Origin of the sequence: Pantoea sp. (assembly GCF_032114055.1) — a bacterium.
GTDB lineage: Bacteria > Pseudomonadota > Gammaproteobacteria > Enterobacterales > Enterobacteriaceae > Pantoea.
Map to the genome: position 1 here is coordinate 71,906 of NZ_DAMCTB010000008.1, position 21,997 is coordinate 93,902.

The 21,997-nt window shown below is 57.6% G+C and carries 20 protein-coding genes and 1 riboswitch; of the genes, 8 read left to right on the forward strand and 12 right to left on the reverse strand.

All coding sequences use genetic code 11. From position 1 onward, the window contains the following. Positions 1-19: 19 nt before the first annotated feature. Positions 20-784, reverse strand: a complete 765-nt coding sequence (locus RT657_RS14105; RefSeq protein WP_313655343.1) for a transporter substrate-binding domain-containing protein — start codon at positions 782-784, stop codon at positions 20-22. A gap of 155 nt (positions 785-939) precedes the next feature. On the opposite strand from RT657_RS14105, the gene RT657_RS14110 reads away from it, so the two are divergent. Both RT657_RS14110 and RT657_RS14115 read left to right on the forward strand, forming a co-directional pair. Continuing rightward, positions 940-1,521 carry an NAD(P)H-dependent oxidoreductase gene (locus tag RT657_RS14110; protein WP_313655201.1) on the forward strand — a complete coding sequence of 194 codons (582 nt, stop codon included), beginning with the start codon at positions 940-942 and terminating at the stop codon, positions 1,519-1,521. Positions 1,522-1,569: 48 nt separating this feature from the next. Continuing rightward, positions 1,570-1,878: a putative quinol monooxygenase gene (locus tag RT657_RS14115; RefSeq protein ID WP_128085193.1), complete on the forward strand. Its 309-nt coding sequence runs from the start codon at positions 1,570-1,572 to the stop codon at positions 1,876-1,878. 234 nt (positions 1,879-2,112) lie between these two features. Here the strand turns inward: RT657_RS14115 and RT657_RS14120 are convergent, their stop codons facing one another. From RT657_RS14120 to nudF, 6 genes are all read right to left on the reverse strand, one after another. Then, on the reverse strand, positions 2,113-3,012 hold the full coding sequence (locus RT657_RS14120) for a LysR substrate-binding domain-containing protein (RefSeq protein ID WP_313655202.1): 900 nt from the start codon (positions 3,010-3,012) through the stop codon (positions 2,113-2,115). Between the two features lie 108 nt (positions 3,013-3,120). Beyond that, the gene (gene parE, locus RT657_RS14125) at positions 3,121-5,016 is read right to left on the reverse strand and encodes a DNA topoisomerase IV subunit B (protein WP_313655203.1); all 1,896 of its coding nucleotides are present in this window, start codon (positions 5,014-5,016) and stop codon (positions 3,121-3,123) included. 48 nt (positions 5,017-5,064) lie between these two features. After that, positions 5,065-5,646, reverse strand: a complete 582-nt coding sequence (yqiA, locus tag RT657_RS14130) for an esterase YqiA (RefSeq protein ID WP_313655205.1) — start codon at positions 5,644-5,646, stop codon at positions 5,065-5,067. 3 nt (positions 5,647-5,649) lie between these two features. Continuing rightward, positions 5,650-6,477 carry a 3',5'-cyclic-AMP phosphodiesterase gene (gene cpdA / locus RT657_RS14135; RefSeq protein ID WP_313655206.1) on the reverse strand — a complete coding sequence of 276 codons (828 nt, stop codon included), beginning with the start codon at positions 6,475-6,477 and terminating at the stop codon, positions 5,650-5,652. A gap of 42 nt (positions 6,478-6,519) precedes the next feature. Continuing rightward, positions 6,520-6,945 carry a DUF1249 family protein gene (locus RT657_RS14140; RefSeq protein WP_313655207.1) on the reverse strand — a complete coding sequence of 142 codons (426 nt, stop codon included), beginning with the start codon at positions 6,943-6,945 and terminating at the stop codon, positions 6,520-6,522. Continuing rightward, complete coding sequence (gene nudF, locus RT657_RS14145; RefSeq protein ID WP_313655344.1) at positions 6,942-7,577, reverse strand: ADP-ribose diphosphatase; 636 nt, start codon at positions 7,575-7,577, stop codon at positions 6,942-6,944. Before nudF ends, RT657_RS14140 begins: the two co-directional genes overlap by 4 nt. 214 nt (positions 7,578-7,791) lie before the next feature. Here nudF and tolC point away from each other — a divergent pair, with 214 nt between their 5' ends. The 3 genes from tolC (at position 7,792) to RT657_RS14160 (ending at position 11,240) form a co-directional block, all read left to right on the forward strand. Next, entirely contained in the window at positions 7,792-9,258 is a 1,467-nt protein-coding gene (gene tolC / locus RT657_RS14150) for an outer membrane channel protein TolC (protein ID WP_313655209.1), read from the forward strand. A 142-nt stretch (positions 9,259-9,400) separates the two neighbouring features. After that, positions 9,401-10,072, forward strand: a complete 672-nt coding sequence (locus RT657_RS14155; RefSeq protein ID WP_313655210.1) for a DUF1190 family protein — start codon at positions 9,401-9,403, stop codon at positions 10,070-10,072. Positions 10,073-10,079: 7 nt separating this feature from the next. Beyond that, on the forward strand, positions 10,080-11,240 hold the full coding sequence (locus tag RT657_RS14160; protein WP_313655211.1) for a glutathionylspermidine synthase family protein: 1,161 nt from the start codon (positions 10,080-10,082) through the stop codon (positions 11,238-11,240). 239 nt (positions 11,241-11,479) lie between these two features. On the opposite strand, the gene ygiD is transcribed toward RT657_RS14160, so the two are convergent. Further along, positions 11,480-12,265, reverse strand: a complete 786-nt coding sequence (gene ygiD / locus RT657_RS14165; RefSeq protein WP_313655212.1) for a 4,5-DOPA dioxygenase extradiol — start codon at positions 12,263-12,265, stop codon at positions 11,480-11,482. A 216-nt stretch (positions 12,266-12,481) separates the two neighbouring features. Beyond that, positions 12,482-13,138: a 3,4-dihydroxy-2-butanone-4-phosphate synthase gene (ribB, locus tag RT657_RS14170; RefSeq protein ID WP_111139901.1), complete on the reverse strand. Its 657-nt coding sequence runs from the start codon at positions 13,136-13,138 to the stop codon at positions 12,482-12,484. Positions 13,139-13,248: 110 nt separating this feature from the next. Next, positions 13,249-13,406, reverse strand: a riboswitch (FMN riboswitch). 171 nt (positions 13,407-13,577) lie between these two features. Between ribB and ubiK the strand changes: the two genes are divergently transcribed. Next, positions 13,578-13,958 (forward strand): ubiquinone biosynthesis accessory factor UbiK, encoded by a 381-nt coding sequence (gene ubiK, locus RT657_RS14175; protein ID WP_313655214.1) that lies wholly within the window; start codon positions 13,578-13,580, stop codon positions 13,956-13,958. 47 nt (positions 13,959-14,005) lie between these two features. Here the strand turns inward: ubiK and hldE are convergent, their stop codons facing one another. From hldE to RT657_RS14190, 3 genes are all read right to left on the reverse strand, one after another. Further along, positions 14,006-15,430, reverse strand: coding sequence for a bifunctional D-glycero-beta-D-manno-heptose-7-phosphate kinase/D-glycero-beta-D-manno-heptose 1-phosphate adenylyltransferase HldE (hldE, locus tag RT657_RS14180; RefSeq protein ID WP_313655216.1), 1,425 nt, complete (start codon positions 15,428-15,430; stop codon positions 14,006-14,008). Between the two features lie 70 nt (positions 15,431-15,500). Continuing rightward, positions 15,501-18,353: a bifunctional [glutamate--ammonia ligase]-adenylyl-L-tyrosine phosphorylase/[glutamate--ammonia-ligase] adenylyltransferase gene (glnE, locus tag RT657_RS14185; protein WP_313655217.1), complete on the reverse strand. Its 2,853-nt coding sequence runs from the start codon at positions 18,351-18,353 to the stop codon at positions 15,501-15,503. 34 nt (positions 18,354-18,387) lie between these two features. Then, positions 18,388-19,698: an inorganic triphosphatase gene (locus RT657_RS14190; RefSeq protein WP_313655218.1), complete on the reverse strand. Its 1,311-nt coding sequence runs from the start codon at positions 19,696-19,698 to the stop codon at positions 18,388-18,390. A 271-nt stretch (positions 19,699-19,969) separates the two neighbouring features. On the opposite strand from RT657_RS14190, the gene RT657_RS14195 reads away from it, so the two are divergent. Together RT657_RS14195 and RT657_RS14200 are read left to right on the forward strand one after the other, a co-directional pair. After that, positions 19,970-20,590 (forward strand): TIGR04211 family SH3 domain-containing protein, encoded by a 621-nt coding sequence (locus RT657_RS14195; protein ID WP_111139906.1) that lies wholly within the window; start codon positions 19,970-19,972, stop codon positions 20,588-20,590. Positions 20,591-20,748: 158 nt separating this feature from the next. Continuing rightward, complete coding sequence (locus RT657_RS14200; RefSeq protein ID WP_313655219.1) at positions 20,749-21,981, forward strand: multifunctional CCA addition/repair protein; 1,233 nt, start codon at positions 20,749-20,751, stop codon at positions 21,979-21,981. The last annotated feature ends 16 nt before the right edge of the window (positions 21,982-21,997 follow it).

Genomic DNA, 21,997 nt, shown 5'->3' on the forward strand with positions numbered 1-21,997 from the left:
GTCACGCCGGGGCGGTCAGTCAGGACTTTGCCCCCATCCACTGCCGGGCAATCCCGCCATATTCGCCGGTGGCCGTGCTGAGATGCAGCCACTGATCGACATAGAGTTTCCAGCTGATGTCGTCGCGCGGGATCATGTACGCCTTTTCGCCATACTGCAGCGGTTTGTCAGGATTGACCGCACACAGCGACGGATAGTGCTGCTGCTGATAACGCGCCTCAGAAGCATCCGTGATCATCACGTCCGCCTTGTTATCCACCAGCTGCTGGAAGATGGTGACATTATCGTGAAACAGCGTCAGCGTGGCGTCAGGCAGATGGCTGTGCACAAAGGCTTCGTTAGTGCCGCCAGCCGGTTCAATCAACCGCACGCCGGGCTGGTTCAGCTGCGCCAGGGTCTGATAACGGGCTTTATCGGCGCAGCGCACCAGCGGTATCTTGCCGTCCACATCCAGCGGCCGGGCAAACCAGGCAGTCTGCTGACGTTTCAGCGTCACAGAGATGCCGCCCACGGCGATGTCGCACTGCTTTGCCAGAAAGTCCGGCATCAGGCTTTTCCAGCGGGTTGGTACCCACTCCACTTTTGCGCCGAGCGAGATTGCCAGGGCGTTCGCCATGCTGATATCCAGCCCTTCATACTGACCATCAGGCCGCAGATAGCTGTAAGGCTTGTAATCCCCGGTGGTGCAGACCTTCAGCGTCTTCGTGGTGAGAACAGTATCGAGATGCGACTGCGCCTGGACAGCACCGCTGACCAGCAGCAACGAGAAGATAATTTTTTTCATTTTTGATTTTTTCATGGTGAGTTTGCCCGGCGATGGTGCCACAAAGCGGCGCATTATTGCTTCTAAAGCAAAAGTGTTGTGATCAGCCTCCCATTTTTCTCTGACCCCGGCGCGCGTAAGCTGAGCGCATATTCAGGAAATGAGGCAGATTATTGATGAGCAAGATTTTAATTATCGATGGCGGCAAAACCTTTGCCCACTCCAAAGGCGAACTGAACCATACACTGACCGACGTGGCCGCCAGCCAGCTGCGGGACATGGGCCATGATGTTTCGGTCACGGTCGCCGACAGCAACTATGTGATCGCCGATGAAGTGCAGAAGTATGTCGACAGCGATGTCGTGATTTATCAGATGCCCGGCTGGTGGATGGGTGAACCCTGGACGGTGAAGCGTTACATTGATGAAGTCTTTACCGAAGGTCACGGCTCGCTCTATGCCAGCGATGGCCGCACCCGCGCCGATGCGGCGAAGAAGTATGGTTCCGGCGGTCTGTTACAGGGCAAAAAATATATGCTGTCACTGACCTGGAATGCGCCGCTGCAGGCCTTTACCGATCCGGAGCAGTTTTTTGAAGGCGTTGGCGTTGACGGACTCTATCTGCACTTTCATAAAGCCAATCAGTTCCTGGGTATGGAAGCACTGCCGACCTTTATCTGTAACGATGTGATTAAAGCGCCGGACGTGCCGCGCGATATCGCGGCTTATCGGACCCATCTTACCCGCGTTTTTGCCTAAGATGAGAGGGGGCTACTCCCTATTTTCCCATGAAAGAGGAATTCACGAATGTTGACAGTCGTTGCTGAACTTTGTGTTAAACCCGGTCGCCGCCAGGCTGTGCTGGATGCGGTGAAAAAACTGATCCCGCAGGTCTTAGCAGAAGAGGGCTGCCATCAGTATGACGCGCTGCTGGACCATCAGGCGCAGGTGCCGTGGAAGCAGAATTCGCCGGACTCTATTTTTATGCTGGAACAGTGGGAAACCCTGCGCCATCTGGAGCAGCATCAGCAGATGCCGCACATGGATGCGCATCGCGCCATCATCAAAGATGACGTGGTGGATGTGAAGATTCTGGTGCTGGAACCCAGCACCTGACGGAGACGTTGAGGGCTGCTGCGCCGATCATCATGCTGAGGCGGCTGACAGACGCTCATCTGCGTCTTTCTGGCAGCAACGCACTGCCTCAACCCGCAGTGAACAGGCTTGAGCGTCTTTCGCTCGCCTCCTGTTCCGGCGCGGGCAGCGTCAGCAAGCGAAGATGATCCGGCCTGGCCTGCACCACTCAACCCCTGTCCTGTGACAGGGGTTTTTTCTTTCTGACAGTCTGGTTCAGAGCAGCTGACGCCGATCAATCTCGCTGCGGAGAAAGTCCAGGAAGCAGACGATGCGGGAAGAGAGCGTGGTATTCCGGTAATAGACCGCATGAACCGGCAACCGCAGATCGCGGGTTTCAGCGGGAAGTACGGGCACCAGCCGTCCAGCCGCGCAATCTTCCCGGCTGACAAAATCAGAGAGGCGTGCGATACCCTGACCCGCCAGCGCCAGCTGCCGGATGGTTTCGCCGCTGGAGGCGGCGATCGTCGGTCTGAAGCGCATAAATTCTCCTTCCGACTGCCAGAGCGGCCAGACATTAAGGGTTTCAGGGTAACTGAAACCGATGGTCTGATGCCGGGCAAGATCCGCAACGCTTTGCGGGGTGCCCGCTTTCGCCAGATAGGCCGGGCTGGCCATCAGCCGGACCGCACTACTGCCAAGCAGCCGGGCGTGCAGCGTCGAGTCGCGCAGTTCGCCGATGCGGATGGCGACGTCAGTCTGCTGCTCCAGCAGATCGATCAGGATGTCGTCGGTATTGAGCTCAAGCTGGATGAGCGGGTAGCGGGCCCGAAACGCCTCCACCAGGGGCACAATCACATGCAGCATAAAGGGCGTGGCGGCGTTGACCCGTAACCGCCCTGACGGCGTTTCGCGTCGCAGGGCGATCTGCTCTTCAGCCTGTTCAACTGAGGCCAGGATCTGACGCGCGTGATCCAGAAAGACCTGTCCTTCCTCCGTCAGCGCCAGCCGCCGGGTGGTGCGATGCAGCAACGTGGTCTGCAGCTTGCTTTCCAGCCGGGAAAGGGCGCGGCTGATGCCCGAGCTGGTCTGCGCCAGCTGGGAAGCGGCTGCCGTAATTGACCCGCTATCCACGACCGCGACCCAGGCGCGTAACTCTTCCAGCGTAATTTTCACAATGGTTACTGTCTCTGCTTACTCAAACCTGCCCGATGCAGCTGAGGCGGCACCGGGTCCATCATGCTGGCGTCATAAAGTGAACAGGACGCTTTCGCGTCCTGTTTTTTACACTTCGATATCGGCGGTGTCGCCTTTTTCCTGCAGCCAGTTACGCCGGTCTTCAGACCGTTTTTTCGCCAGCAGCATATCCATGATGCGCAGCGTCTGGTCGACATCTTCATCGCTGATCGTCAGCTGCACCAGGCGCCGGGTATTCGGATCCAGCGTGGTTTCGCGCAGCTGCATCGGGTTCATCTCGCCCAGTCCTTTAAAACGCTGGACGTTGGGTTTGCCCTTTTTGCGCTTCAGCTGCTCCAGCACGCCCTCTTTCTCATCTTCATCCAGCGCATAATAGACCTCTTTACCGAGATCGATACGGTAGAGCGGCGGCATCGCGACATAGACGTGCCCGCCTGCCACCAGCGAGCGGAAATGTTTCACGAACAGTGCGCAGAGCAGCGTGGCGATATGCAGACCATCTGAGTCCGCATCCGCCAGAATGCAGATTTTACCGTAGCGCAGCTGCGTCAGATCTTCGCTATCCGGATCGATACCGATAGCCACTGAAATGTCATGCACTTCCTGCGACGCCAGCACCTCATCAGACGAGACCTCCCAGGTATTCAGGATCTTGCCTTTCAGCGGCATGATCGCCTGATATTCGCGATCGCGCGCCTGCTTGGCCGAGCCGCCTGCGGAGTCCCCTTCCACCAGAAACAGTTCTGTCTTATTCAGATCCTGCGCGGTACAGTCCGCCAGCTTGCCCGGCAGGGCCGGACCGCTGGTGAGCTTTTTGCGCACCACTTTTTTGGCGGCCCGCATACGCCGCTGGGCGCTGGAAATCGCCAGTTCCGCCAGCAGTTCTGCGGTCTGGATGTTCTGGTTCAGCCACAGGCTGAAGGCATCTTTCACCACGCCAGAGACAAAGGCGGCGCACTGACGTGAGGAGAGACGCTCTTTCGTCTGTCCGGCAAACTGCGGATCCTGCATCTTCACCGACAGCACATAGGCGCAGCGATCCCAGATATCTTCCGCAGAGAGTTTTACGCCGCGCGGCAGGATATTGCGGTATTCGCAGAACTCACGCATCGCATCCAGCAGCCCCTGACGCAGACCGTTGACATGCGTGCCGCCCTGCATGGTGGGGATGAGGTTAACGTAGCTTTCGGTTAACAGTTCGCCACCTTCCGGCAGCCACAGCAGCGCCCAGTCTACCGCTTCCACATCACCGGTAAAGCTGCCGACAAAAGGTTTTTCCGGCAGCGTCGGCAGGCCATTGACGGCCTCGGAAAGATAGTCGGTCAGACCATCCTGGTAGCACCAGGTCTGTTCGGTATTGTTCAGCTTGTCTTTAAAGACAATCTCAACACCAGGACAGAGCACCGCTTTGGCTTTCAGCAGGTGTGACAGGCGCGACACGGAGAAGCGCGGGCTGTCAAAGAAACTCTCATCCGGCCAGAAATGGACCCGGGTCCCGGTGTTGCGTTTTGCCACCGTACCGGTCACGGTGAGATCCTGTACTTTGTCGCCATTTTCAAACGCCATGTCATAGATTTCGCCGTTACGGCGCACCGTGACTTCAACACGTTTTGACAGGGCGTTAACCACCGAGATCCCGACACCATGCAGGCCGCCTGAGAACTGATAGTTTTTATTGGAGAACTTGCCGCCTGCGTGCAGACGGCACAGGATCAGTTCGACCGCAGGCACGCCCTCTTCCGGGTGAATATCCACCGGCATGCCGCGACCATCATCAATAACTTCCAGCGACTGGTCAGCGTGCAGAATCACTTCAACCCGCTTAGCGTGGCCGCCCAGCGCCTCATCGACGCTGTTATCAATCACTTCCTGACCCAAATGGTTGGGCCGCGTCGTATCGGTGTACATTCCCGGGCGACGGCGAACAGGCTCAAGGCCAGTCAGGACCTCAATGGCATCCGCGTTATAGTTCGATTGACTCATCGTAAATGTCTGATTAGAAAGATGAAATGGGTGCGATTTCCGCTTTACTCAGGGATGATTCAGACCAAGAAAGTCCAGAATCTGCGGGAAATGGCGCTCGAATCCAGTAAATGCATGATTTCCGCCCTCTTCTACCGTGTGCCGGCACGCGCTGTAATAGTCGAGCGCCTGACGGTAATCGAGAACTTCATCGCCGGTCTGTTGCAGCAGCCAGAGTAAATCGGGTGCTTCCAGCGGTTCAATCTGCATTACTTTGAGATCGTAAATGTGGCGAGACTCTAACACATATTGCTGGCCGGTGTAGGGATTCTGATTTTCGCCCAGGAAATCCGCCAGCAGTTCAAACGGCCGTACCGCAGGATTGACGACGACCGCGGGCAGCATAAAGCATTGTGACAGCCAGGTGGCGTAATAGCCACCCAGCGACGAGCCGACCAGTCCCAGAGTTTCACCACTACGACTCAGCACCAGATCTTCCAGCATCGCGGCGGCATCCGCCGGGAAAGCAGGCAGCTGGGGCACGATTATCTCGATTGCCGGGTGGTGCGTCTCCAGCCATTGCCGGAACTGCGTCGCTTTCGCCGACCGGGGCGAACTGTTGAAGCCGTGCAGATAGAGCAAAGCCGCCACGCGTCAGTATCCTTCTGAGTCTAAATCAGGACGAAAAGCGTCGGTGTCGAGCCGGTTAACCTCGGTATCGAAGCTGCCATCCGGATGCAGGGTAAACCAGCGCCAGCCCGGTGCGACCGTATCAATGGTAAAGCTGGTGCAGTGTGGCTTGAACTGCACGCAGGTTGACGGCGTCGCCAGCACCCGGCGGCCATGCCATGCCAGATCCAGCTCCTGATGAATATGCCCGCAGACCAGCGTCCGGGCTAATGGGTAACGCTGCAGCACAGCGTCCAGCTGATGGGCATTGCGCAGGCTGTGCTGGTCGAGCCAGGTGCAGCCAGAGGCCAGCGGATGATGATGTAGCAGAACCAGCGTATGCCGTTGCGGATAGCGCCCCAGCGCATTGTCGAGCCACTCCAGCTGGTAGTCGCTCAGCATCCCATGCGGCACGCCTGAGACCTGACTGTCGAGCAGCACAATCTGCCACTGCTCGCCCAGCAGCACCTGTTTATGAGCATTGATATGGGCAGCCGCCAGGGTGTCGACCATCGCGGGCTGAAAATCGTGATTGCCAGGCAGCCAGACACAGGGCCGGGGCAAACGTGAAATACCCTCAGCAAAATGCTGATAGGCTTCAGCAGAATGATCCTGGGCAAGGTCGCCGGTGGCGATGATCAGGTCGAAGTCGTGCTGTTGTGCAATAATCGCATCCAGCACCGCTTTGTAGCTCGACCAGGTGTTCACCCCAAGTAAGGATTCATGTTTTCCCGCAAACAGATGCGTATCCGTAATCTGTAAAATCCTGAATCCGGAACCATTCGCTGCAGAAAGAGTTAGCAGGCTATCCAAAGCGTTTCCTTCGTCTCCACGCCATTTACCGCATTATACGCATCAGCAGACCGGAACAGCCATTGCGCCATGCGCAAGGCAGTAGCGCAGCCAGTCTGCGAGAAACTGGTTTATCTGATGTTTTTCATCGCGCTGATGCAGTTTTTTATTAGGATAATCATAGCGCGCTTTGAAACGATAGATCTGTTGAGTTGAACACACTTCGGCGACCATCGCATCGTGATAGAGCCGGACCGACATCGAAGGCAGGCTCCAGTAACTCACCGCAGGCGCAATCTGGCGAATTTCCACCAGCGTGGTATAGCGTGTCGACTCCTGAATCGTCAGCTGATAACGGGCGCCACTCACCTGATAGATCACCGATGCGCCCGCCTCATCATTGCGCGGCAGCAGGCGGCGTAGCTGGGCGAAATTGGTTTCGCAGAGCCGCATCATTTCGGGAAAGTCAGGGGTATAGCGCTGTTTCATTTTTGTATCCACTCTTCGCGTAGTTTTTCATGGTGCAACGCCAGCCATTGCAGAGCGATGACAGACGCCGCATTGTCGATTATCCCCTCTTCCACCCAGCGATAAGCCTGTTCGCGGCTCACCACATGGACAAGAATATCCTCATTCTCTTCCTCCAGACCATGGCATCCCTCTGCCTGGCTGGCATCCACTTCCCCAATCAGCACCGACAGACGTTCGCTGGTGCCACCAGGGCTGGCCAGATAGCTCAGCATAGGCTTAATCCGGCCGACCGATAACCCCGCCTCCTCAACGGCTTCGCGACGTGCCACCTGCTCGGCCGTTTCGCCAGGCTCAATGATACCGGCGACCATCTCCAGCAGCCAGGGTGTCACCGTGCTGTCATAAGCCGGGATGCGGATCTGTTCAATCAGCACCACTTCGTCGCGTAAGGGATCATAAGGTAGCAGCACGGCGGCATGACCGCGCTCAAAAACTTCGCGCTGCACTTCTGCACTCATTTCGCCATTAAACCGGCGATGGCGGAAACGATAGCGCTCAATGGAAAAAAAACCATCGTAGAGGGTTTCACGTGCAATAATTTCTACATCGTTTTTTGTGAAAGTCACAGGGGATTTTTTTTCTTCCGACATCATCAGGTTCCTTGTGCAGATTGGGATGGAGCGAAAAAAAGCCTGTTGCCGTGCTCCATGTAAGTGGTTCTTTATGAATTATTTACGTAAATTAGAGGGCGAAGGCACGTTCAGCCAACTTATCTCACAGTTGCCCTCTGCTAGAATCGGCGATAATTTTTTGGCTTACCCGGCAGCGCACCCACTGCAATTTGCTGCAACAAAAGGAATGCAAATGAAAAAACTGCTCCCATTTTTTATTGGGCTGAGCCTGGGCGGTTTCAGCTTCGCCAGCCAGGCCGAAGACCTGCTTCAGGTTTACCAGCAAGCGCGTCTGAGCAACCCGGATCTGCGCAGCGCCGCTGCCGATCGCGATTCTGCCTTTGAGAAAATCAACGAAGCGCGTAGCCCCTTATTACCCCAGCTTGGCCTGGGTGCAGACTACACCTATAACAATGGCTATCGCGACAGCAGTGGTCTTCATTCCAACACCACCAGCGGTTCGTTGCAATTAACCCAGACCCTTTTCGACATGTCGAAATGGCGTGCGCTGACCCTGCAGGAAAAAGCGGCCGGCATTCAGGATGTTACCTATCAGGTGGCGCAGCAGGATCTGATTCTGAACACTGCGACCGCCTACTTCAATGTGCTGAAAGCAATTGATACGCTCTCCTATACCGAAGCGCAAAAACAGTCGATCTATCGTGAGCTGGATCAGACCACCCAGCGCTTCAATGTGGGCCTGGTTGCTATCACCGATGTTCAGAATGCCCGTGCGCAATATGACAGTGTACTGGCTAACGAAGTCACCGCGCGCAACAACCTCGATAACAATGTTGAAACGCTGCGTCAGATCACCGGCATGGACTACCTGTCTCTGGCCTCACTGAGTATCGATCGTTTCAGAACCGATAAGCCGGAAGCGGTCAGTGCGCTGCTTAAGCAGGCGGAAGCCCGTAACCTGTCGCTGCTCTCGGCGCGTCTGAACCAGGATCTGGCCCGTGAGCAGATTCGCTCCGCTGAAGCTGGCCATCTGCCGACGCTGGGTCTGACGGCCTCTACCGGTCTGTCCAACAGCAAATATGGCGGCAGTCGTGCCAATCAGAGCCAGGGTTCTACGGATTCAATCACGGGTTCTAACCAGGTCGGCCTGAGTTTCTCACTGCCACTCTACAGCGGCGGCAGCGTGACCTCTCAGGTGAAACAGGCCCAGTACAGCTTTGTCAGCGCCAGCGAACAGCTGGAAAGCGCGCATCGCACCGCTGTCCAGACGGTACGTTCATCGTTTAACAACGTGAATGCGTCTATCAGCAGCATCAATGCTTACAAGCAGGCTGTCGTCTCTGCGCAAAGTTCTCTGGATGCTTCAGAAGCGGGCTATCAGGTCGGTACACGTACTATCGTTGATGTGCTGGATGCAACGACCGTACTCTACAACGCCAAGCAGCAGCTTTCTGATGCGCGCTACAGCTACCTGATTAACCAGCTGAATATCAGCTATGCACTGGGCACGCTTAACGAGCAGAGCCTGCAGAAACTGAACAGCCAGCTGGGTAAAGAGATCCCGACATCACCGGAAACGGTCGCACCGGAAAACGCGCAGCAGACCGCGCGTGTGGACAATGGCCCTGTGGCAACCGGCTCCCCTGAGGCGGCACGCCCGGCGGCGCGGCGTAACAGCGGTAATCCTTTCGGTAATTAATCAGCGGACGGGCTGCTTTGCGGCCCGTCTCTCTGTTGAACGTATAACTAAGTAAAGATCCCTGCTGCATCAGGCCTTCAGCTTCAATTTTACCCCCCCATCCCCTATTCTATGCCCTACCTTTGGGCACAGGATAATCATAATGAAACGCACAAAATCTATTCGCTATGCCGCTTTTCGCAAGAGCTGGCAGGCACGCCATTTAACGCCCGTTGCTTTCGCCGTGTCGGCCGTCTTTATGCTGGCTGGCTGCGAACAGAACGATGAAACGGTGTCGATGTACCAGAACGCGGATGACTGTTCGAAAGCGAATCCGGGTCAGAGTGCACAGTGCACGACCGCCTTTAACGAGGCGAAAAAAGAGGCAGAACGCACCGCGCCTAAATATGCTACGCGTGAAGACTGCGTCGCAGAATTTGGTGAGAATCAGTGTCAGCAGACACCGGCTCAGGCGGGCGTAGGTACGACTAATGCAGAATCTCAGCAGAGTGGCGGCAGCTTCTGGATGCCCCTGATGGCGGGTTACATGATGGGCCGCATGATGGGCGGCGGTTCGGGCTTTGCACAGCAACCGCTGTTCTCACCTAAAACGGCTCGCAGCCCGGCCAATGGTCAGTTTGTGGATGCATCCGGCCGCAACTATGGCGCCGCGACCTCCGGCAAAAGTATGACCGTGCCAAAAACGGCGCTGGCGCCGAAACCGGCAACCACCTCCACCATTACCCGTGGCGGCTTTGGTGAAACGGTTGCCAAACAGAACAGCATGCAGCGCAGCAGTGCCACCGGCACCTCCAGCCGCTCAATGGGAGGCTGATACCCCGATGGAACGCATAGCCATTTCAGAACGCCCCGGCTGGCGCGAAAAAGCTACCGAGTTCGGTTTTCGCTTTCACACCATGCATGGTGAACCCTACTGGTGTGAAGATGCCTATTACCGGTTCACGCTGGCGCAGATCGAACATCTGGAAGAGGTGACGGCTGAACTGCATCAGATGTGCCTGCAGGTGGTGGAGAAAGTGGTCAACAGCGACACGCTGCTGACGAAATTCCGCATTCCCAAACATACCTGGGACTTCGTGCGGGATTCATGGCGTCAGCGTCAGCCTTCGCTCTACTCACGCCTCGATCTCGCCTGGGATGGAAAAGGTGAGGTCAAACTGCTGGAGAACAATGCAGATACGCCGACCTCATTGTATGAAGCGGCTTTCTTCCAGTGGCTCTGGCTCGAAGATCAGCTCAACGCCGGTCAGTTACCCGCAGGCAGCGACCAGTTCAACAGCCTGCAGGAGAAGCTGATTGAGCGCTTTGCCGACCTGCATCAGCAGCACGGGTTTAACTGGCTGCACTTCGCCTGCTGCCGTGACACCGATGAAGATCGCGGAACCGTACAGTATCTTCAGGATTGTGCCACCGAAGCGGGCCTGCCGAGTGAGTTTCTCTACATCGATGAGATTGGCCTGGGCGAAAAAGGGGAATTTACCGACGCTCAGGATCAGGTGATTAGTAACCTGTTTAAGCTCTATCCGTGGGAGTTCATGCTGCGCGAGATGTTCTCCACCAAGCTGGGGGATGCTGGCGTACGCTGGCTGGAACCGGCCTGGAAGAGCATTATCTCGAATAAAGCGTTGCTGCCGATGTTATGGGAAATGTTCCCAAATCACCCTAACCTGCTGCCCGCCTGGTTTGCAGAAGATGACGTTCCGCCAATGGAGAAATATGTGGTTAAGCCGCTGTTTTCCCGTGAAGGCGCTAACATCCGCATCGTAGAAAAGGGTCAGGAGATCGCCCGGGTAGACGGCCCTTATGGCGAAGAGGGAATGATCGTCCAGCAGTTCCATCCGCTGCCAAAGTTTGGCGACAGCTATACGCTGATCGGCAGCTGGCTGATTGACGATCAACCCGCAGGTATTGGTCTGCGCGAGGATCGTGAGCTGATCACACAGGATCTTTCTCGCTTCTATCCACACGCCTTTATCGGCTGATGCCGCACGATAGTCGCCGGCTGGGTTAATCGTAAGCCCCGGTCAGTACAGGTCACCCGTTCAGTCCGGCAAAACGTTCAGGCTGGCCCGTAACATGCCCGGCCCGCCTGGGTACGCACCGCAGCCCTGAAGTGCGCCCGCAGCCGGGTTCGCGCAGTGTGCCATTAAAAAACGCCTGCGTTTTCCGTGCTGCGGGCCGCTCTCTTCTTTTGCACCTGTCTCTGCACGAGATCGTTCACTTAACCGACCTGAACCGACAGCATGCTGATGGCACCCATCTCTATTCCGTCAACCGGAAGAGTAATGTCATCATCCGGCTGTCGTGCGCCCAGCACATAGAGCAGCGGCAGATAGTGCTCAGGCGTCGGATTAGAGAGCGCGGCGTCAGGATGGTCCATAAAGTTAACCAGCGGATGTGCCGCGGCATCGCTCTGGACCGCCAGATTATCGCGAACGAACTGTTCAAATCCGCTGGCCCAGGGGTAGACGTCGCCGTTACCGTTCCAGTGCACTTTACGCAGGTTGTGCACCACGTTGCCACTTGCCACAATCATCACGCCCTGATCGCGCAGCGCAGCCAGTTTCTGGCCCATCTCAAAATGCCATGCGGCTGGTCGGGTGCCATCAATACTGAGCTGCACCACCGGAATATCAGCATCCGGATACATCCTGATCAGGACGCCCCAGGAACCATGATCCAGTCCCCATTCATAATCCAGTTTCACCGCCACCGGTGCCAGTTGCTCCACCAGCTGCTGTGCCAGCTCAGGCGATCCCGGCGCCGGATAGCGCGTATCAAACAGCGCCTGGGGAAATCCCCCGAAATCGTGAATGGTTTTTGGCTGCGCCATCGCGGTCACGGCAGTACCGCGCGTGTACCAGTGCGCCGAAACCGCAATGATTGCGCGCGGCCGTGGCAGCGTTTCCCCAGCCTGACGCCACGCGGCGGTATAACGGTTCTCTTCAAGGGCATTCATCGGGTTGCCATGACCTAAAAACAGCGCTGGCATGCGGATCTGACTCATTATGAACTCCGGAATCCGGTTATTTAATGGTCACTACGATACGCGCATTTACCACGCAATCACGCGGATAAGCATGATGGTGATCATCAGGAAATTTGAATGAATGCAACGCGGCGGTGTTAACCGGGCTGCTGACAGCGGGAAGGTGAGGAAAGCAGGATAATAGCCGTGGCAGAAACAAACAGGCCTACGGAAGGCCTGTTTGTTTCTCAATCATCAGCTGGCGTGGCGCGTTTCGTGCGTGCGACGCCAGGCAATCAGGTCTTCGATAGTGACGACCGGCATCTCATGCTGACGGGCAAACGCAATCGCTTCAGGCGCATGCGCCATGGTGCCGTCATCGTTGGTCAGCTCACACAGCACACCGGCGGGCTTAAAGCCTGCGAGCGTGACCAGGTCGATGGTCGCTTCTGTGTGACCGCCACGGGTCAGAACCCCACCTTCACTGGCGCGCAGCGGGAAGACGTGGCCAGGGCGATGCAGATCGGCTGGCTTTGCATCATCGGCAATCGCCGTGCGGATGGTGGTGATACGATCCTGCGCGGAAACGCCGGTCGTGACGCCCTCTGCCGCTTCAATGGTCACCGTGAAGCCGGTGCCAAAGGAGCTGGTGTTGTTTTCCACCATCATCGGCAGATCGAGCTGCTGGCGGCGCTCTTCCGTCAGGCAAAGGCAGACGATGCCGCTGCCGTGACGAATCGTCAGTGCCATCTGTTCAACGGTCATGGTTTCAGCGGCGAAGATCATGTCGCCTTCGTTTTCACGATTTTCATCGTCGAGTACCATCACACCGCGACCCTCACGCAGGGCGGCGATAGCACGTTCTACACGCTGTTCAGGCGTGCCAAATTCAGAAAGTAGCGTCTGATTCATGGTAATAAAAACCTTAATATATATGGGTTACCAGAATCAGGGCGTGCTTAGGAGTGACGTCAAAAAGACGTGGCAATAACGTGAAGCAGACACACTTGTCCGACAGATGTCGTTACCCTCTCCCATCCGGACTGTAACCGTCGGCCCCGGAATTACACCGGATCTGCTGTCCTTTATCTCTCTTTTCAGTGAGATAAAGCGCTCGCGGGCTTTCAGCCGAAGCTGATTTACCGCCGGTGGGGAATTGCGCCCCGCCCTGAGAATAAGCAGTTCAACTATAACGCCGAATGTCTGAAGCGGCAATCATCAATAGCGCAATTGCTTTTGCACTTCCTGCGTTAAGGATTTGAGGTTTATCCTTTTCATTTCTGGCATTACACTTAACACTTATTACGTTGGTAAACACGCTGACACAGCTCTCTGTAACCAGGAAATCATCATGATCGACACGAAAAAAATTGAACAACTAGCCCGTCAGGTTCACGACGCGATGCCGAAAGGTGTTCGTGAGTTTGGGGATGATGTCGAAAAGAAAATTCGTCAGGTTCTTCAGGCGCAGCTGACCCGGATGGATCTGGTCAACCGTGAAGAGTTTGATGTGCAGACGCAGGTCTTGCTGCGTACGCGGGAGAAACTGGCGTCGCTGGAGCAGCGTCTGGCTCAGCTGGAAAGCCAGGGCTCTTCAGCCGGTACGACAGCGCCTGCGGCACCGGCTTCCGCCACCGTGAGCCCGGCTGCAGCCGTAGCTACCTCACCTGCGGTTTCGCCACCACCGGTTGCCGACGTGGTAAAACCTGTGCCGGATAACAAGTCCGAATAAGTGTTCAGGCGGGAGCCTGGCTCCCGCTGATACATTCAGAGGTAGCTTCAGCTGCCGCGAATGGTTTTGATAATGTTGGTGGTAGAGATACCGTCTTCGAAGTTCAGTACCTGCACGTCACCGCCATTTGCCCACACTTCTTTACTGCCGGCGATATCTTCCGGTTTGTAATCCCCGCCTTTTACCAGCAGGTCAGGCAGAATGGAGGCAATCAGTCGCTGCGGGGTGTCCTCTTCAAACAGCACGACCCAGTCGACCGCTTCCAGCGCACCAAGCACAATCATGCGGTTTTCCTGCGGATTGACCGGACGGCTTTCCCCTTTCAGACGTTTTGTTGATGCATCGCTGTTTACCGCGACGATCAGCCGGTCGCCAAGCTTGCGGGCATTGGCCAGGTAGGAGACATGCCCGGCGTGCAGGATGTCGAACACACCATTGGTCATCACCACTTTCTCGCCACGCCGACGGGCCATCTCAACGGCGGCTTTCAGCTGCGCTTCTGTCATGATGCCAAAGCCCTGCTCCGGACGGGCGTGGATCGCATTCTCCAGTTCAACGGTGCTGACGGTCGACGTACCCAGTTTGCCCACCACCACACCGGCGGCGGCATTGGCCAGGAAACAGGCCTCTTCCAGCGAATCGCCCGCCGCCAGTGCTGCCGCCAGTACGCCAATCACCGTATCGCCAGCACCGGTCACGTCATACACTTCCTGCGCCTGGGTCGGCAGATGCAGGGGCGCTTTGCCTGGCTGCAGCAGCGTCATGCCATTCTCGGAGCGGGTGACCAGTAGCGCGGCGAGGTCGAAATCAGCAATCAGCTGCATCCCGCGTGCCACGATTTCCTCTTCGCTTTTGCATTTGCCGACGACGGCTTCGAACTCAGAGAGGTTCGGCGTCAGAAGCGTCGCGCCACGGTAGCGGGCGAAATCAGTGCCTTTCGGGTCGATCAGCACCGGCACCTTCGCTTCCCGCGCCAGGGTAATCATGGTTTGTACGCTGTTCAGCGCGCCTTTGGCGTAGTCGGAGAGCACCAGCGCCCCGGCTGCCGCCAGAGATTCTCGCATTTTCTGGTGAATCGGCTCCGGATCAACCTGGTCGAAACCCTCTTCGAAATCGAGGCGGATCAGCTGCTGATTGCGGGAAAGCACGCGCAGTTTGGTAATCGTCGGATGGCTTTTTACCGCGACGAAGTCGCAGTGAACGTTGACGTCTTTCAGCGTGTTACTCAGTACGCGCGCCGCATCGTCTTCACCGGTCAGGCCAATCAGGCGTGACGCGGCACCGAGTGCTGCAATGTTCATCGCCACGTTTGCCGCCCCGCCAGGGCGCTCTTCAACCGTGTCCACTTTCACCACCGGAACCGGTGCTTCAGGGGAGATACGGCTGGTTGGGCCATACCAGTAACGATCCAACATTACATCGCCAACAACCAGCACTGAGGCTTGGCCGAACGCGGGCAGAGTCACTTTCATTCCAGACACTCCAGACTGCATTAAAAATAGTGCGCGGATGATAGCACAGTTGTGAATGGTGCTATCAGCATCACGCCAGGATAGACGACGACGCGACCAGCCAGCGTTTCCAGCTGTTCAGCACCGTCTGCCGCTCCGCTGCAAACGCCTCTGGTTCAACGTGGCCAGGCAGTTCCTGCAGGGCGCGATGATGCAGTGCGTCGCGCATCGTCACATACGCCTGCGTCAGCGCCTGCGCCTCATCGGCGGGCATTTTGTGAAATTTCGCCATCAGCTCGAAGATGCGTACGTTATCAGACCAGCGCGTCAGCGCCGGCTGCTCAGCGGCGTAGCGTAAGACAAGATATTGGGCAATGAATTCAATATCCGTGATGCCGCCCTCGTCGGCCTTGATGTCCCAGCGGCCTTTATGTTTGTTGCTGAGGTGAGCGCGCATCTTTTCACGCATCTCGCGCACTTCGGTCTGCAGGACCCCGGCGGCACGCGGCAGCGAGAGGATCGCCAGACGAATCGCGTTGAAACGCTCGCTCAGTGCCGCTTCGCCAAAGACCACGCGCGCGCGGACCAGCGCCTGATGCTCCCAGGTCCAGGCTTCACTGCGCTGATACTCCTCAAACGCCTCAAAGGTACTGACCAGCATGCCCGCCGCGCCGGAAGGACGCAGCCGCGCATCGACCTCATAGAGAATGCCGGATGAGGTGCGGGTACTGAACAGATGCATGATGCGCTGGGCCAGACGCAGATAGAACTGACGGCCATCGATGCTGCGCTCCCCTTCAGTGACGGCATCGGCCGGACAGTCGTGCAGGAAGACCAGATCGAGATCGGAACGGTAACCCAGCTCCCAGCCCCCCAGCTTTCCGTAGCCCAGCACCGCAAATCCGCGCTCATGTTCATTAATCAGATGCGAAGGACGACCGTAGCGCTGCACCATCATCATCCAGGCCTGACGCACCACGGATTCGATAATCGCTTCCGCCAGCCAGGTGAGATGATCGCTGACTTTCATCACTGGTAGCGTGCCGGCGATGTCGGCAGCCGCAATACGCAGATGCTGCGCCTGCTTGAACTGCCGTACCGCTTCCAGCTGCTGCTCTTCATCCTCGGCGGGGATGCGCAGCAGATACTGCCGCAGCTCATCGCGATAGGCATCGGTGGCGGTCGGCTGATAGAGCGTGGCCGGATCGAGCAGCTCATCCAGCAGCAGCGGATAACGTGCCAGCTGGCTGGCGACCATCGGTGAGGCGGCGCACAGGCGAATCAGGTGGCGCAGCGCACCGTGATATTCGGTCAGCAGCTCCAGATAGGTACTGCGGGTCAGTACACCGAGCAGCAGCGGGGTCAGGCGGCTGAGCGTTACCGCCGCATCGTCACGCGGACAGACTTCACTCAGCAGGCGCGGCATCAGCTGATCCAGCGCCTGACGACCGCGCGGGCCGATGGTACGCCGGTTGATATCCTGGCGAAACGCTTCCAGCGTCTGATGCAGCGTCTGACGGTGGTCGTCACTGAGCTGCGGCACCAGCGGCGCCAGTTCACTATCCTCCAGCTGGTCCTGCCACAGCACCTGAAACTCCGCCAGCTCGCGCTGATCGTCGATATCCGGTGTATCTTCGCCAATCAGCTCATCAAAGATGGCCCGCACCGCTGCCATCTGGCTGTCGAGCCGTGTCATCAGCGCCGCCCAGTCGGCGCACTCCATCGCCCACGCCAGCCGTGCGCGATTCAGTTCATCTTCCGGCAGGGTCTGGGTCTGTTCGTCCCCCAGACTCTGCAGCAGGTTTTCCAGCCGTCGCAGAAAGAGATAGGCTTCGCGCAGTGCATCGACCTGTTCCGCAGGCAGCAGCGCCAGGGTTTTGATCGCCTCCAGTGTCGGCAGCAGCGCACGTAACTGAAGTGAGCGCTCACGTCCGCCACGGATCAGCTGGAACACCTGCACGATAAATTCAGTTTCGCGGATGCCGCCCGCGCCCAGTTTGATGTTGTTTTTCAGTCCGCGTCGCCGGACTTCGCGACTGATCATCCCTTTCATGTTCCGCAGGGACTGGATCACGCTGAAATCGATATAGCGGCGATAGACAAAGGGCCGCAGCATCTGCTGCAGCTCCAGACTCCAGCGGTCGTGATCGTCTCCCATCAGGCGCGCCTTCACCATCGCATAGCGCTCCCAGTCACGTCCCTGCTCCTGATAGTAATCTTCCAGCGCGGCAAAGCTCATCACCAGCGGGCCGCTGTCGCCGAACGGCCGCAGCCGCATATCTACCCGATAGACAAAGCCATCCATCGTAGGCTGATCCAGCACTTTGATCAGCCGCTGCCCCATGCGGGTGAAGAACTGCGCGTTGTCCAGCTCGCGCCGTCCGCCGCGCGTGGTGCCATTCTCCGGCCAGGCAAAAATCAGGTCGATGTCAGAGGAGAAATTGAGTTCCCCCCCGCCCAGCTTGCCCATGCCCAGAATCAGCATTGGCTGCGCTTCACCCTCCGCATTGCAGGGCGTGCCAAAGTCCTGACAGCACGCCTGCCACACCCAGTCACGCGCCCGGCTAATCAGCACTTCGGCTAACAGGCTGAGCTGTTGCAGACTCTGTTCAGTGGTGGCGTGCCGCAAAGTCTGCATCCATGCAATACGCACCAGCATCCGGCGGCGAAACAGCCGCAGCGCCCGCATCAGGTCCGCTTCGCTGTCAATGCCGCTCAGGGCCTGATTCAGCCACGCCGGATAGTGCTGCCATTCGTCGGGCTGAGGCGGCTGGTCCCGCATCGTCTGCCACCAGTCGGGATGCTGCTGCAGGTTTTCCAGAACGAAATCGCTGAACGCCAGCCCGGCGGCCTGCTCCGCGCTGAGCGAACTCAGCGAAACCCCAAGCTGTCGGGCGGCCTTTTCAGCCTGGTCGCGAAGCAACGCGGGAAGTGCTGACAACATAACGCCCTCCTCAGATGGCATGACGTAATGCCCGTCAGCGGCCAGCGCCGCTGGTGAGCCAGAAGGGTGACTGTTTCAGCGCCTGCGTCGCCAGCCAGGCTAAACCGGATGACTGCTTCTCATGGATGGCGGAGAGCAGCTGCTGCCAGGGGTCGAGCCAGGCCATGACGGTTTCAGCGGGATAGGATCCGGCCAGCAGATGCACCGTCAGCAGCTGACGTGCCAGTCGGGTGGCTTTATCCTGATATTCATTAGGCTGTCTGACTGTGACAAAGGTCTCGCGCAGATCGGCATTGACGCGGCTCAGCATAATGTCGCTGAAGCGCTTAAACGATCCCTGCAGTTTAGTCTCGCCTTTAGCATCGACCCACTGACGCCACTGTGACTCAGCCAGCCAGTGCGTCAGCGCCAGTTGCGTTTCAACCGACAGAGAGGACAGGCAGAACGCGGCCGCCTCCTGCTCTTCGTTTAATAATGTCTCTTCCAGCGTGGTCAGCTGCTGACGCAGTGCGCTGCTGGCTTTACGCGGCACCAGCGCACCAAACAGGCTGAACGCCTGACGCAGCAGATCCAGGGCTTCGCGCACCGCGTCCTGTGCCGCCGCGTTACCGCGCAGCCAGACCTCTTCATGATACTGCCAGTGCTGGAGACCGGCCGACATCGCGGCGATCATGCCCTGCTCGACGGTGGCCTTAGCACCCACCTTCAGCAGCGGAAACGCCACGCGCTGACGCGGCGGATTGCCCTGCGCCAGCTGATAACCGCGGGCGGCTTTGCTCAGGCTGCCCATACGCAGCCCACCCAGCGCCACCAGCTCCTGAGCAAAAGCCAGCAGATCCTGGCGCTCACCGCGTTTCAGCTCCAGTTCGATCTCGCACAGTGGTTCGCTCAGCTCACCCGCCGTTACCTCGCCCTGATCAAAAGCCACCTCAATTTCACTGTTGCCGGTCGTGATCAGCCAGACCTCGCGCTGAAAGTGGGTGGTGAACAGCGGCTGCAAACGCTGCTGCAGCGCCGCAACATCGGTGCCCTGTGGCCAGATCGCTTCGGGCAGACGCGCGATGTCCAGCACAGGTTCGCTAAGATCAACATTATATTCCGGACGCTGATGCAGTCCGCCGAGCGTCTGGCCTGCCGCTTTCAGCGTCATCTCATAACGCTTGTCAACGCCACGGATGCGTAATCCCATATCCCAGCGCCGCAGCTGGTTATCATCGGTTTCAAAATAGATGTTGGTCAGCTCGCGCGCAGCCTGATGCTGATGCGGCAGCGTGGCGAGTCGTTCAGCCAGCTTCCCGGCTGCCTGTGATGTTGCAATGAACTTTAGTTCGATTTCGATGGTCATAATTTTTTATTCACTACGCTGCTGGCACTTAAGAGGGTGTTTCCTGCATATTTCAGGCGATTATCAGCGGGTTACTTACGCTGTCACCTGGAGGGCAAGGGTTTATCAGGCGAAGATTAATGCACAGAAGCCGCGCTGTCTCTGCTTTCTTTGCGCTTTCGCAGACCTTTTCGCACTCTCATGAGACCAGGATAGTTCTCATTCAGATTTATGTGAGGCCTCTCCAGACTGTGCCGGTAAATTTTAGTCAGATTAAGCCAAACGAAATCGAATGAAAAAAATCACACTTGCCGGACTCACTTTGCTGGCCCTCAGCACCCTTGCACCTGCCCATGCCGACGAAAAACGTTACGTTTCTGATGAACTCTCAACCTGGGTCCGCAGCGGGCCTGGCGACCAGTTTCGCCTGCTCGGTAAGCTGAACGCCGGGGAAGAGGTGCAGCTGTTGCAGACCAACAATGATACGCATTATGGTCAGATCCGCGATTCAGAAGGCCGGACTACCTGGATCCCGCTGTCACAACTCAGCGCCAGTCCGAGCCTGCGTACCCGTGTGCCGCAGCTGGAGCAGCAGGTGAAAGATCTGACGGCCAAACTGGATAACATCGACAACAGCTGGAATCAGCGCACGGCAGAAATGCAGAATAAAGTCGCCAGCAGCGACGGCGTCATCAACGGACTGAAAGGCGAAAACCAGAAGCTGAAAAATGAGCTGATCGTGGCGCAGAAGAAAGTCAGCGCGGCGAACGTTCAGCTGGATGATAAGCAGCGCACCATCATCATGCAGTGGTTCATGTATGGCGGCGGTGTACTGGGCGTGGGCCTGCTACTGGGCCTGTTGCTGCCGCACATGCTGCCGCGTCGCAAGAAAAGCGATCGCTGGATGAACTGACACCCGTTCGCCGGATTGAAAAAGGGGATCTTCTGATCCCTTTTTTGGCATGTCTGCAATCCGGGGAATCTGTGCAACAATGAAATGAGATGCATTGCCGATTTCAGGTGCAGGATACGCCCGGTGTGCAGGTCATTTCTTATTCTCTGGAGTTTTGCGTGAAGACGTTTTTAGTGGGTGGTGCAGTGCGAGATGCGCTGCTGAATCTGCCCGTAACAGATAAAGACTGGGTGGTGACGGGCGCCACGCCGGAAGCCATGCTTGAGCAGGGCTATCAGCAGGTCGGTCGTGATTTTCCCGTTTTCCTGCATCCCAAAAGCCGCGAAGAGTATGCGCTGGCGCGGACCGAGCGGAAAAACGGGAAAGGCTACACCGGGTTTGTGACCTGGTCTGCGCCCGACGTGACGCTGGAGCAGGACTTGCAGCGTCGCGATCTGACCATCAATGCTATCGCGCAGGATGAACACGGCGAACTGGTCGACCCTTATCATGGCCAGCGCGATATCACCCTGCGCCTGCTGCGCCACGTCTCTGACGCCTTCAGCGAAGATCCGCTGCGGGTACTGCGGGTTGCCCGTTTTGCTGCGCGCTTTGCCCATCTCAATTTTCGTATCGCGCCGGAAACTCAGCAGCTGATGCAGCAGATGGCAGAGAGCGGCGAGCTGTCGAATCTTACGGCAGAACGGGTCTGGAAAGAGACGGAAAAGGCGCTCGGCAGCCGTAACCCGCAGATCTATTTTCAGGTCCTGCGGGACTGTGGTGCGCTGAAAGTGCTCTTTCCGGAGCTGGATAACCTGTTTGGCGTTCCTGCGCCGATCCGGTGGCATCCGGAAATCGATACCGGGGTGCACACGCTGATGACGCTGGCGATGGCCGCTGCCCTCTCCGATGAAATTGATGTGCGCTTCGCCACGCTGTTCCATGATGTCGGCAAGGCGCTGACGCCGCCCGCGCTGTGGCCCAGTCATCACGGCCATGGTCTGGCCGGTGTGCCGCTGGTCGCGGCCCTCTGCCAGCGACTGCGCGTGCCGAATGCGATGCGCGATCTGGCGCTGATCGTCACCGAGTTTCACGACATCGTGCATACCATTGAGCGGCAGTCACCGGCGTCACTGGTGGGGCTGTTTGACCGGATTGATGCCTGGCGTAAGCCGCAGCGTGTGGAACAGATGGCGCTGACCAGTGAAGCGGATGCGCGCGGACGCGCCGGACTGGAGAGCATGGCCTATCCGCAGGGAGACTATCTGCGTCGTGCGTTTGCACGGGCTCAGGCGGTGCCGACGAAAGCCGTCATCGAGGCGGGATTCAAAGGCGTGGAAGTCAGGGAAGAGTTAACGCGACGGCGCATAGCGGCCGTGGCGCAGGGTCTGGCGAGCGGGCAACCTGACTAGCAGGCTGCCCTGCGGT